This is a genomic window from Streptomyces niphimycinicus (assembly GCF_018883605.1).
GTDB lineage: Bacteria > Actinomycetota > Actinomycetes > Streptomycetales > Streptomycetaceae > Streptomyces > Streptomyces niphimycinicus.
The window spans coordinates 1-12,214 of sequence record NZ_JAHLEM010000184.1; the positions used below are offsets into that span (position 1 = coordinate 1).

Below are 12,214 nucleotides of genomic sequence, written 5' to 3' on the forward strand. Positions count from 1 at the left end.
GCCGTGGGCCACCACGCACGGCACGGCGCCGAGGCGGCCGCCCCCGAGGCCGACACCGGCTCGCCGGTGCGGGTCAACCAGGTCGGCTATCTGACCCACGGCCCCAAGAAGGGCACCGTCGTCACGAGCGCCACCAAGCCGCTGGCCTGGACGCTCCGGGCCGCCGACGGCACCAAGCGGGCGAGCGGGACCACCCACCCCGCGGGCATCGACCCCAGCTCCCGGCAGAACGTCCAGACCTTCGACTTCAGCAAGGTCACCGACGCGGGCGAGGGGTACACCGTCACCATCGGCGGGAAGAAGAGCGAGCCGTTCGCCATCGGTGACCATCTCTACCGCTCGCTGCGCAGCGACGCGCTGGCGTACTTCTACCACAACCGCAGCGGCATCAAGATCGACGCGGATCTCGTGGGCCCGAAGTACGCCCGCCCCGCGGGCCATGACAAGGCGGCCCCGCACCGGGGTGACACCGACGTCCCCTGCCAAAAGGGCGTATGCGACTACCGCCGGAATGTCTCCGGTGGCTGGTACGACGCCGGTGACCAGGGCAAGTACGTCGTCAATGGCGGCATCTCGGTGGCCCAGCTCATGTCCGCGTACGAGCGCACCCGGACCACCAAGGGCGTCGACCCCGCCCCCCTCGGCGACGGCCGGCTCCGGGTGCCCGAGCGCGGCAACGGCGTCCCGGACATCCTGGACGAGGCCCGCTGGGAGATGGAATTCCTGCTGCGCATGCAGGTGCCCCAAGGCAAGCCGCTCGCCGGTATGGCGTTCCACAAGGTGCACGACAAGCAGTGGACCGGGTTCCCGACCCGGCCCGACCAGGACAAGCAGCAGCGTGAGCTGCACAAGCCGTCCACCGCGGCCACGCTCAACCTGGCGGCCTCCGCCGCGCAGAGCGCCCGCGTCTTCAAGTCCTACGACCCGGAGTTCGCCGCCCGCTGCCTGCACGCGGCCCGGACCGCGTGGGACGCGGCCAAGGCACATCCGAAGATCTTCGCCAGCGAACAGGACTCCACGGGCGGCGGCGCCTACGGCGACCGGTACGTGGGCGACGAGTTCTACTGGGCCGCGGCCGAGCTGTTCCTCAGCACCGGTGATCACACCTACGCCAAGGCGGTGCTCGACTCGCCGCTGCACCACGATGTCGACGCGCTCTTCCCGCGCGGCGGCGGCATGTCATGGGCCTCGACCGCGGGCCTCGGCGCACTCGACCTGGCCACCGTCCCCAACAAGCTCACCGCCAAGCAGCGCGCCGAGGTGCGCACGATGGTGACGAAGGCCGCCGACCGCTACGCCGCGGACTCCGCGAAGTCGGCCTACGGCGTTCCGTACGCGCCGAAGGACGGCAAGTACGAGTGGGGCTCCAACAGCCAGGTGCTGAACAACATGATCGTGCTCGCCACCGCACACGACCTGACGGGCAAGCCCCGCTATCTCGACGCGGTACTCCGTGGCATGGACTACATACTGGGCGGAAATCCGCTCAACCAGTCCTATGTCACCGGCTACGGCGAACGGAACTCGCACAACCAGCACCACCGTTTCTGGGCACACCAGCGAGACCACAGGCTGCCGCATCCGGCACCCGGTTCGCTGGCCGGTGGCCCGAACTCCGGGCTCCAGGACGAGGTCGCCAAGAAGAAGCTGAAGGGCTGCGCCCCGGCGATGTGCTACACCGACAGCCTGATGGCGTACTCCACCAACGAGATCACCATCAACTGGAACGCCCCGCTGGCCTGGATCGCCTCGTACATCGACGGTCTGGGCGGCGGTGCGACGGGCAAGCCCGTGAGCTGACCCGGCCCGGTTCGGTTGTGAGTCTCCATCATCAGCAGACAGGTGTTGGTCCCGCACGGCCAGGACGCCCCCGTCGAGGGGCGCCCTGGCCGTTGTCGCGTGTGGTGGAGCGCAGACCTAGTCGGCGCCGAACTCCATCGCGGCGCGGTCGAGCAGCGTGTCCTGCCCGGATACCTGTCCGTCCGAGGCGATCGCCTCGGAGGCGCCCTGCGGCATCGCGCCGATCAGCCCGGTCGAGGCCGCCTGCGCGGCGCCGATCAGCGCCGGATGCGCGTTGCCGACCATGCCAAGACCGGCGTACTGCTCCAGCTTGGCGCGCGAGTCGGCGATGTCGAGATTGCGCATGGTGAGCTGGCCGATCCGGTCCACCGGCCCGAAGGCGGAGTCCTCGGTCCGCTCCATGGAGAGCTTGTCCGGGTGGTAGCTGAACGCCGGTCCGGAGGTGTCCAGGATGGAGTAGTCCTCACCGCGCCGCAGCCGCAGGGTCACCTCGCCGGTGATCGCCGCACCCACCCAGCGCTGTAGCGACTCGCGCACCATCAGCGCCTGCGGGTCCAGCCAGCGGCCCTCGTACATCAGCCGGCCGAGCCGCCGTCCCTCGCTGTGGTAGGTGGCGAGGGTGTCCTCGTTGTGGATCGCGTTGACCAGCCGCTCGTACGCCGCGTGCAGCAGCGCCATGCCCGGTGCCTCGTAGATGCCCCGGCTCTTGGCCTCGATGACGCGGTTCTCGATCTGGTCGGACATGCCCATGCCGTGCCGACCGCCGATGGCATTGGCCTCCAGCACCAGATCGACGGCGGAGGCGAACTCCTTGCCGTTGATCGTCACCGGCCGGCCCTGCTCGAAGCCGATCGTGACGTCCTCGGCCGCTATTTCGACCGTCGGGTCCCAGAACCGCACGCCCATGATCGGCTCGACGAGCTCGATGCCCGTGTCGAGGTGCTCGAGCGACTTGGCCTCGTGGGTCGCGCCCCAGATGTTGGCGTCGGTGGAGTAAGCCTTCTCGGTGCTGTCCCGGTAGGGCAGGTCATGGGCGACCAGCCACTCCGACATCTCCTTGCGGCCGCCGAGCTCGCGGACGAAGTCGGCGTCCAGCCACGGCTTGTAGATCCGCAGGGAGGGGTTGGCCAGCAGGCCGTAGCGGTAGAACCGCTCGATGTCATTGCCCTTGAAGGTGGAGCCGTCGCCCCAGATCTGCACATTGTCCTCGAGCATGGCGCGCACCAGCAGGGTGCCGGTGACCGCCCGCCCGAGCGGGGTGGTGTTGAAGTAGCTGCGGCCGCCGGAGCGGATGTGGAACGCCCCGCAGGCAAGGGCCGCGAGCCCCTCCTCCACCAGGGCCGCCCGGCAGTCGACCAGCCGGGCGACCTCCGCGCCGTACGTCGTGGCGCGCCCGGGGACCGAGGCGATGTCGGGCTCGTCGTACTGGCCGATGTCGGCGGTATAGGTGCAGGGCACCGCGCCCTTGTCGCGCATCCACGCGACCGCTACCGAGGTGTCGAGGCCGCCGGAGAAGGCGATCCCGACGCGTTCGCCGACAGGGAGGGAGGTGAGAACTTTGGACACAGCAGGAGTATGCAGTCTTATGCATGATCATGCAAGCGCCCCTGGTGATGCTGATGATCCAACGCCTCGCCCAGGGCCTCGCCCCGCGCCTCGCCCCGCGCTTCGCCGGGCCGGAAACCGGGGTGTCCGGGCGGCTCCTTGCGGCTCCGGGAGGCGAAGCGCGGGGGCGAGGGTCACGAGGTCAGATACGCCTCCACCTCACTGAGCTGGGCGGCCGGCCAGCCCGTGTTGCCGGTGACATTGAGCTTCAGGTAGCGCACCTGCGCGGTGCCGGGCAGGGCGATGGTGACCTTGTTGCCGGTCGCCGGGTCGAAGCGGTAGCCCTGCGAGCCCACCACCGTCGAATACGCCGAGCCATCGGAGCTGCCCAGCACGGACAGCGTCTGGGTACGGGCGCCCCACGCCGAGGAGGGCGGCAGCTTCAGCACCAGCCGGCGGACGGCCTGGCTGGAGCCCAGGTCGACGGTCAGGGCCTGCGGAAAGGCGTTGTTGGTCGACTCCCAGTAGGTGCCGGCGTCGCCGTCGACCGCCTTGCCGGGGGTGTAGACGTCCTGGGAGCCGGTCGCGGTGGCCGGGCGGCCCTTGGCGAGGTTGCGGCCCGGATCGGGGTCCGGGTTGCCCTGGCCGGGCTGCGGCCAGGTGGAGCAGTCCGACCAGGTGCTGCTCCAGCCGGAGTTGCCGCCGCCGTCGGCGACCTCGAAGGTGCCCGAACCGGCCGGGAACGGGCAGTTGTAGACCCCCGCCACGCCGACGCTGGAGGCGGTGACATTGCCGAACTTCGCCGCTCCCTGCGCCTCGGCCTGGACGACGACCGTTCCGGGGTTGGTGACGGTCGCGCCGGTCACATTGACGTTCTTGACCGGGTAGCCCCGGCCGCCGCCGGAGACGAACTCGAAGGCGCTGTACGGGCTGTCCGTGATGGTCGTGTTGGTGATGTTGACGGTGGCGTCGATCGCGCTGTCGTAGGAGTCGACGCGCAGGGCGCCCATCGGATGGTTCCAGTTGGGGTTCATGGCGCCCGCGCGCACGAGCGTGTTGCCGTCCACCGTGATCGTGCCGGCCAGCGGATGGAACGGGTCCAGGAACTTCTGGTTGGAGATGGCGATGCCGCTGCCCAGCGCGTTGGTGTCGGAGATCAGGTTGTTCTTGACGGTGATGTCCCGGCCGCCGTAGATCGCGATGCCATTGGCCAGGTTCGGCTGCGAGATGGTGTTGTTCTCGAAGCTGCTGCTCACATCCGGGGAGTTCAGTGACCACATGGCGAGCGAGTCGTCGCCCTGGTTGCGCAGGAAGTTGTTGCGGACCCGCACCTCCTTGGCGGTGCCGTTGAGGTTGAGGCCGTCGGCGGTGGTGTCGAGGATGCGGTTGTTCTCCACCACGAGGTTGTCGTTGTTGCCGGTCAGCCAGAGACCGACCTTCAGATGCTGGAGCCACATGCCCGACACGCTGGAGCCAGGGCCGAGCGAGCCGTTGACGAAGTTGTCCGGGTTGGAGTCGACGCGCTCGGTGACCTCGCCGATGACGGCGAAGTCCTTGATGTGGACGTTGCCGGAGGAGCTGGTCTGGTCGATGAACCGCGAGGTGTGCACGACGGAGTGCCAGCTTCCGGCGCCCTGGAGGGTGACGTTCTGGACACCGCTCAGGGAGGAGGTCAGCTTGTAGTCACCCGGCGGGATCCAGACCACACCGCCCTGGGCGGCGGCGATGGCGTCCCGGAACGCCTGGGTGGAGTCGCCCTGCCCGCTGGGGTCGGCGCCCTTGGAGGTGACCGAGACCGATCCGGCGGGCTGGCTCGCCGCCGCCGCGACCTGCTCGAAGTCGGCCACATCGACGGTGACCTGGGCGTTCGCCGCCTCGAAGGCGATCTTGTCACCGGCCTGGATGTTCTGCCCGAGCAGCAGCCGGGCGTTGTCGTAGAGGTGGTGGGTCTTCGAGCCCGCGATCCAGCCGGTGTCCACATACGAGTACTTGGACGTGACCGCGAGGGTCTTGGCCAGTCTGGTGCCGTTGACATAGACGTTGAGCGTGCCCGACTGGCCGTCGGGCACGCTGTAGGCCACGTTCACCGCGTTGGCGGCGCGCGGTGCGGTGAACTCGACGCGCTGGCCGGTGGTGAGGCGGACGGCCTGACGCCCGGACGCCTCGGAGGCGAGCGTGCCCTGGGTGACGTCGGGGCCGATCTTCGTACCCGTGGTGGTGGCCGACTCGGCCTCGACCGAGGTGAAGGGCAGGGAGGCGCCCGCCGCCGCGTGGGCGGCCGTGGGGGTCAGGGTGACGAGCATGCCGGCCGCCAGGGCGACGGCCGCGCCGATCGCCGGCAAGCGCCTGGCGGATGCCGATGCGGTGCTGCTGCTGTGCATGTGCTGATCCCTTCGTGGTGGGGGTGGTGGGATAGCGCGGTGCGGTGGGGGGTGGTTCAGGCGAGCAGCCAGGCCGCCGTGTCCCGCGGAAGACGGCCCTGGTCGTCCAGCGGGCCGCTGCTGAGCAGCAGCCGGGAGGTGCCGTCCAGCTCGGCGGGGGTGTCCGCGAGGTTGACCAGGCAGACCAGGCCGTTGTCACGGGCGAAGGCCAGGACACCGTCGGCCGAGGGAAGCCAGGTCAGCGGCCCGTCGCCGAATCCGGGGGTGGCGCGGCGGAGGCGGATCGCCTCGCGGTAGAGGGCGAGCATCGAGCCCGGATCCGCCTCTTGCGCATCGGCCGCGTACGCCGGCCAGTGCGCGGGCTGCGGCAGCCACGGCTCCTGGTGCGAGCCGAAACCGGCGTACGGCGCCTCGACTCCCCACGGCAGCGGCACCCGGCAGCCGTCGCGGCCCGGGTCGGTGCCGCCGGAGCGGAAGTGCATCGGGTCCTGGATGCGGTCGCGGGGGATATCGGCCTCGGGCAGGCCCAGTTCCTCCCCCTGGTAGACGTAGACGGCGCCGGGCAGGGCCAGCGACAGCAGGGCGGCGGCCCGTGCCCGCCGGGTGCCGAGGGCGAGGTCGGTGGGGGTGCCGAAGACCTTGGTGGCGAAGTCGAAGCCGGTGTCCTCGCGCCCGTAGCGGGTGACCGTGCGGGTCACATCGTGGTTGCACAGTACCCAGGTGGCGGGCGCGCCCACCGGAGCGTGTTCGGCGAGCGTCTCGTCGATCGACGCCCGCAGCCGCCGGGGCTCCCAAGGGCAGGCCAGAAAGGAGAAGTTGAAGGCGGTGTGCAGCTCGTCCGGGCGCAGATAGCGGGCGAAGCGCTCGCTGTCCGGCAGCCACACCTCGCCGACGAACACACCACCGTGCTCGTCGGCCACCGCGCGCCAGGAGCGGTAGATGTCATGGAGCTCGTCGCGGTCGACATACGGATGCGGATCGCGGCCCTCGACGAAGTCGGGCAGCCGGGGATCCTTGGCCAGCAGGGCGGCCGAGTCGATGCGGACGCCCGCGACACCCCGCTCGAACCAGAAGCGCAGGATGTCCTCGTGTTCCTGGCGCACGGCGGGGTGCGCCCAGTTGAGGTCCGGCTGCTCGGGGGCGAACAGATGCAGATACCAGTGGCCGTCGGGCAGCCGGGTCCACGCCGGGCCGCCGAACTCCGACTTCCAGTCGTTGGGCGGCAGTTGACCGTGGTCGCCACGGCCCGGGCGGAAGTGGAACAGCTCGCGCTCGGGGCCGCCGGCCAGCGCGGCACGCCACCAGGGGTGCTGGTCGGAGACATGGTTCGGCACGATGTCGACGATCGTGCGGATGCCCAGCTCCCGGGCCTCGGCGATGAGCTTCTCCGCCTCGGCCAGGGTGCCGAAGGCCGGGTCGATGGCGCGGTAGTCGGCGACGTCATAGCCGCCGTCCTTCATGGGCGACTGGTACCAGGGGCTGAACCACAGTGCGTCGACGCCGAGTTCGGCGAGGTACGGCAGCCTGGCGCGGACGCCCGCGAGGTCGCCGGTGCCGTCGCCGTCCCCGTCGGCGAAGCTGCGCACATACACCTGGTAGATGACGGCGGAGCGCCACCAGTCGTGGGGCGTCCGGGCAGGGGTGGGCTGGGCCACGGTGGATGCCTTTCTGTCGAGGGGGCGATATCAGCCCTTCGTGCTGCCCGCGCTGATCCCGGCGATGATGTGCCGCTGGAAGACGAGGAACAGCGCGACCATCGGGATGCTGGCGATGACCATCGCGGCGATGAGCACGGTCAGTTGGATGTTCTGCGACAACTGGACGAGTGCCACGCTGATCGGCTGCTTGCCGGTGTCGGAGAAGACCATCAGCGGCCACAGGAAGTCCTGCCACACCGCGACCAGCGCGAAGATCGACACGACGCCGAGCACCGGACGCGACATGGGCAGCACGATCGACCACAGGGTGCGCAGCTTTCCGGCGCCGTCGATCTCGGCGGCCTCCAGGACATCGCGCGGGATCTGGTCGAAGAACCGCTTGAGGAGATAGAGATTGAAGGCGTTGGCCACGGCCGGCAGCCAGATCGCGAGCGGGTCGTTGAGCAGGCTGGTGTGGATCAGCGGCAGATCGGCCACGGTCAGATACTTCGGCACGACCAGCGCCTGGGCCGGGACCATCAGCGTGGCCAGGATGCCACCGAGGATCACCTTGCCGAAGGCGGGCTTCAGCTTGGACAGGGCGTAGGCGGCGGCCGTACAGAAGACCAGTTGGAACAGCCAGGCACCGGCCGCCTGGACCACCGTGTTCCACAGATGCTGCGGAAGCTGCATCAGGTCCCAGGCATCGGTGTAGCCGCTGGAGTGCCACTGCTTCGGGACGAGGCTGGGCGGGGTCTGCGCCACCTCGTCCGGCGACTTCATCGCACCGGTCACCATCCAGTAGACGGGGAAGAGGAAGGCGATCGCGAACAGCACCACCACGGCCGTGAAGACCGTCCAGTAGACGGCCCGGCCGCGGGGGCGGGCCAGGGCGGCGGGGGAGACGAGGGTCCGAGTGCTCACGCTTCGTCCTCCCCGGAGCGGGTCAGCCGCAGATAGAGGGCGGAGAAGGCACCGAGCAGCACCAGCAGCATGACGCTCAGCGCACACGCGCCACCGAAGTCGTTGTAGAGGAAGGCGTATTTGTAGATGAGGTAGAGGACGGTGACCGTGGCGTTCTCCGGGCCACCGCCGGTGATCACGAAGGGCTCGGTGAAGACCTGCATCGTCGCGATGATCTGAAGCAGCATCAGCATGAGGATCACGAACCGCGTCTGGGGGATCGTGACATGGCGGACACGTTGCAGCAGGCTCGCGCCGTCCAGCTCGGCCGCCTCGTACAGTTCACCGGGGATCGACTGGAGGGCCGCCAGATAGATCAGGACGGTGCCGCCCATATTGGCCCAGGTGGCGACGATGACGAGGGAGACCAGGGCGGTGTCGGCGCCGTTGGACCAGTTCGAGGTGGGCAGATGCGCGAAGCGCAGCGCCTCGTTGGCCAGCCCGGCGCCGGGGTCGTAGAACCACTTCCACAGCAGGGCGCTGACCACCGGCGGGATCATCACCGGCAGATAGACCACGACCCGGAAGAACGCCTTGGCGTGCCGGAGTTCATTGAGGACCAGGGCGAGCAGGAACGGGATCGCGAAGCCGATGACCAGCGCCAGCAGGGTGAAGGTGAGGGTGTTCCGCCACGCCGCGGTGAACTCCGGATCGTGCAGCACCCGGGTGAAGTTGGCGGTGCCGACCCACTCGGGGGACGAGCCGGGCGTGTACTTCTGGAAGGCGATCACGACCGCGCGGATCGCCGGATACCAGGAGAACAGCGCGAAGCAGAGGAGACCGCCGAGGAGGAAGCCATAGGCGCGGGCCTGGTCGGCGAGGCGGCGCCGCCCCCGACCCCCCGCCGGGGGCGGCGCCTGCACTGGGTGGACGGCGATCGCCTCGGCGGGCGGCCGCGCAGCGGTCCTGGTCATCGGGTCAGCCCCGGGCCAGGATGGTGTCGATCTTTCCCGAGGCATCCTCGATGAGCTGGTCGATATCGGCGTCCTTCTTGGTCAGGACGGCGGAGACGGCTCCGTCGAGCACGGAGTAGATCTGCTGGGCGTGCGGCGGCTCGATCTTCATCCGCAGCTTCTGATTGCCGTCCAGGAAGGTCTGGTAGTTGTCCACGGGGACATTGGCGTTGGCCTTCTTGACCTGCTGGTCCTTGGCGTCGGCGGCGCCGGTGAACAGCCGCGGCTCGGGCAGGCCCACCGGGGCGTCGTTCTTCTTGGCGCGGACGTAGTCGCCGAGGAAGCCCTTGCCCGGGGTCAGGAACATATGGTCGAGCCACTTGAGACCGGCCCGGATCTGGGCGGGCGTGTCCTTCTTCTGGAACATATAGCCGTCGCCGCCGATGAGCGTGCCCTTGCCACCGGGCATGGGTGCGATGGCGAGGTCCTTGTAGTTGCCGCCCTTCTCCTTCACCAGGATCGGGATGTTGTCGGGCGCGGCGAGATACATGCCCAGCTTGCCCGAGCCCATCATCTGCTGGGCGTCGTTGATGACGAGGAGTTGCTTGCTGCCCATCGAGTCGTCCGACCAGCGCATATCGTGCAGATTCCGCAGGACGGCGCGTGCCTCGGGGGTGTCGATGGTGGCCTTCTTGCCGTCGGTGCTGACGACATCGCCGCCCTGTGCGTACAGCTCCGCCGTGAAGTGCCAGCCGCCCTGGTTCTGTGCGCTGTAGTCCGCGTAGCCGACCGTGCCATCGCCCAGCGCGGCGATCTTCTTTGCGTCGGCGCGGACCTCTTCCCAGGTCATCGGCGGCTTGTCGGGGTCGAGTCCGGCCTTCTCGAAGAGCTTGCGGTTGTAGATCAGGCCCATCGAGTAGCCGGTGCGCGGGATGCCGTAGACCTTGCCGTCGACCGTGTAGATGTCGCGAAGCTGTTTTTGGAGGGTGGGGTAGCTCTTCAACTCCTTGACGTACGGAGTGAGATCGGCCGCCTGGTTGATGTCGACGACATGCCGGGCGTCGGTGAAGTACGTGTAGAAGACGTTCTCCATCTGGCCGCCGGCCAGCTTGGCGTCGAAGGTCTTCGGGTCCTGGCAGGGGAACGCGTCATGCGCGACGACGTCGATGTCCGGGTTCTGCTTCTCGAAGGAGGCGATGTCCGCCTCGAAGAACGAGCGGTCGACCTTGGCGCTCTTGGGCGGCATGCAGTTGACGGTGATACGCGTCTTTCCGCCCGCCGAGCCGTCGTTCGACCCTCCGCAGGCGGTGAGGGCGAGGGAGCAGGCGCTGAGCGCGATGAGCGTACGGCGGAACCCGGTGCTTCTCATGGGTGGACCCCTCTGTACAGGAGCAGGGAAGCACCACGGCCGCGAGCGGGGCGCACACAACCGTGAGTGCGCCGCACACTCAAGCACCGTCGACAACGGGCCGCAAGATGTCGCGTAGATTCTGTAATTATTCAACTGAGCTGTGGATCGAGTTAATTGAGCCTGCCGACCACCTGTCGACCGCCTCCGGGCGGGCCCCGCGCTTCAGTCCCGTGGCGCCTGTGCGGTGGAGCCGCGCACCACCAGCTCCGGCTCGAACAGCAGTTCCTCGGACGGTACGGCCGCGCCGCCGATCTGCGCGTTCAGCAGCTCCACGGCCGCCCTGCCCATGGCCTCGATGGGCTGGCGGACAGTGGTCAGCGGCGGCTCGGTGCAGTTCATGAACGCGGAGTCGTCGTAGCCGACCACGGACACCTGCGACGGCACGCCGAACCCCTTGCGGCGCGCCGCCCGGATCGCCCCCAGGGCCAGCGGGTCACTGGCGCAGATGATGCCCGTGACGCCCCGGTCGATCAGCCGGGAGGCCGCGGCGTGTCCGCCCTCGATCGAGAAGATCGCCCGGGCCACGAACTCGTCCGGCAACTGGCCCGCGACCGCGCGCGCGGCGGCCAGCTTGCGCGCCGACGGCATATGGTCACCCGGCCCGAGTACGAGCCCGATCCGCTCGTGGCCGAGGGAGGCCAGATGGCGCCACGCCTGCTCCACGGCCACGGCGTCGTCGCAGGAGACGCCCGGGAAGCCGAGATGCTCGATGGCCGCGTTGATCAGCACCACCGGGATGTTGCGCTCGGCGAGCAGCCGGTAGTGGTCGTGCGGCGCGTCGGCCTGGGCGAACAGACCGCCCGCGAACACCACCCCGGAGACCTGTTGTTGCAGCAGCAGGTCCACATAATCGGCCTCGGAGACCCCGCCCTTGGTCTGGGTGCACAGCACCGGAGTCAGCCCCAGTTGCGCCAGCGCCCCGCCGATGACCTCGGCGAACGCCGGGAAGATGGGGTTTTGCAGCTCGGGCAGGACCAGCCCGACCAGCCGGGCCCGGTCGCCCCGGAGCTGGGTGGGCCGCTCGTAGCCGAGGACGTCCAGCGCGGACAGCACCGCCTGCCGGGTGGCTTCGGAGACCCCGGGCTTGCCATTGAGCACCCGGCTGACCGTGGCCTCGCTGACACCGACCTTCTTCGCCACTTCAGCAAGTCGTCGCGTCATGCACGCAAGCGTAGCGCAAGAATTGCAAGTCGCTTGCGTAATGGGGGTATAGATCGCGCGAACCCCGGCGGTGGCTCCGGCTCAAGTCGCCCGGGTGACGGCCACCGCCGCTTTGAGATCCGCCCAGAACTCGGGCCGGAGGCCGATACGGTAGCCCAGCCGGTAGACCGTGGTCCTGCTCCGGCCACGCACCAGCAGATGTACCTCGGTCGGTCCCGGATGGGCCTGGAGGATCTCCTTGAGCTGCTGGACGGAGCGCGGTGTCACCCGCGGTTCGAGCATCTCCAGGCGCAGCGGGGCATGGCGGGCACTCAGGTCGGGGACCGCCAGTTCCATCCCCACCAGCCGGGGCACGTCCTCGCGTCTGTCGAGGCGGCCCTTGACGAACACCACCGTGTCCTCGACGAGCTGGGCCGACACCAA

The 12,214-nt window shown here is 69.1% G+C and carries 8 protein-coding genes and 1 pseudogene; 1 reads left to right on the plus strand and 8 read right to left on the minus strand.

Features of this window, described 5'->3' with window-relative positions; all coding sequences use genetic code 11:
* On the plus strand, nt 1-1,800 hold a 1,800-nt coding region (locus KN815_RS18090; protein WP_216342968.1), incomplete at its 5' end, for a glycoside hydrolase family 9 protein.
* Nucleotides 1,801-1,917: 117 nt separating this feature from the next.
* Here the strand turns inward: KN815_RS18090 and argG are convergent.
* From argG to KN815_RS18130, 8 genes and pseudogenes are all read right to left on the minus strand, one after another.
* Nucleotides 1,918-3,366: an argininosuccinate synthase gene (gene argG, locus KN815_RS18095; RefSeq protein ID WP_216342969.1), complete on the minus strand. Its 1,449-nt coding sequence runs from the start codon at nt 3,364-3,366 to the stop codon at nt 1,918-1,920.
* A gap of 173 nt (nt 3,367-3,539) precedes the next feature.
* Nucleotides 3,540-5,726, minus strand: a complete 2,187-nt coding sequence (locus tag KN815_RS18100) for a discoidin domain-containing protein (RefSeq protein WP_216342970.1) — start codon at nt 5,724-5,726, stop codon at nt 3,540-3,542.
* 56 nt (nt 5,727-5,782) lie between these two features.
* Nucleotides 5,783-7,381, minus strand: coding sequence for a glycoside hydrolase family 13 protein (locus tag KN815_RS18105; protein ID WP_216342971.1), 1,599 nt, complete (start codon nt 7,379-7,381; stop codon nt 5,783-5,785).
* Nucleotides 7,382-7,411: 30 nt separating this feature from the next.
* The gene (locus KN815_RS18110) at nt 7,412-8,287 is read right to left on the minus strand and encodes a carbohydrate ABC transporter permease (protein WP_216342972.1); all 876 of its coding nucleotides are present in this window, start codon (nt 8,285-8,287) and stop codon (nt 7,412-7,414) included.
* Nucleotides 8,284-9,240, minus strand: coding sequence for a carbohydrate ABC transporter permease (locus KN815_RS18115; RefSeq protein WP_216342973.1), 957 nt, complete (start codon nt 9,238-9,240; stop codon nt 8,284-8,286). Before KN815_RS18115 ends, KN815_RS18110 begins: the two co-directional genes overlap by 4 nt.
* A gap of 4 nt (nt 9,241-9,244) precedes the next feature.
* Entirely contained in the window at nt 9,245-10,588 is a 1,344-nt protein-coding gene (locus tag KN815_RS18120; protein WP_216342974.1) for an ABC transporter substrate-binding protein, read from the minus strand.
* Nucleotides 10,589-10,792: 204 nt separating this feature from the next.
* A complete protein-coding gene (locus KN815_RS18125) occupies nt 10,793-11,791 on the minus strand; it encodes a LacI family DNA-binding transcriptional regulator (protein ID WP_216342975.1) in 999 nt (332 codons plus the stop codon).
* A gap of 81 nt (nt 11,792-11,872) precedes the next feature.
* Nucleotides 11,873-12,214 (minus strand): annotated as a pseudogene (locus KN815_RS18130) (DNA polymerase III subunit alpha); the annotation flags it as partial.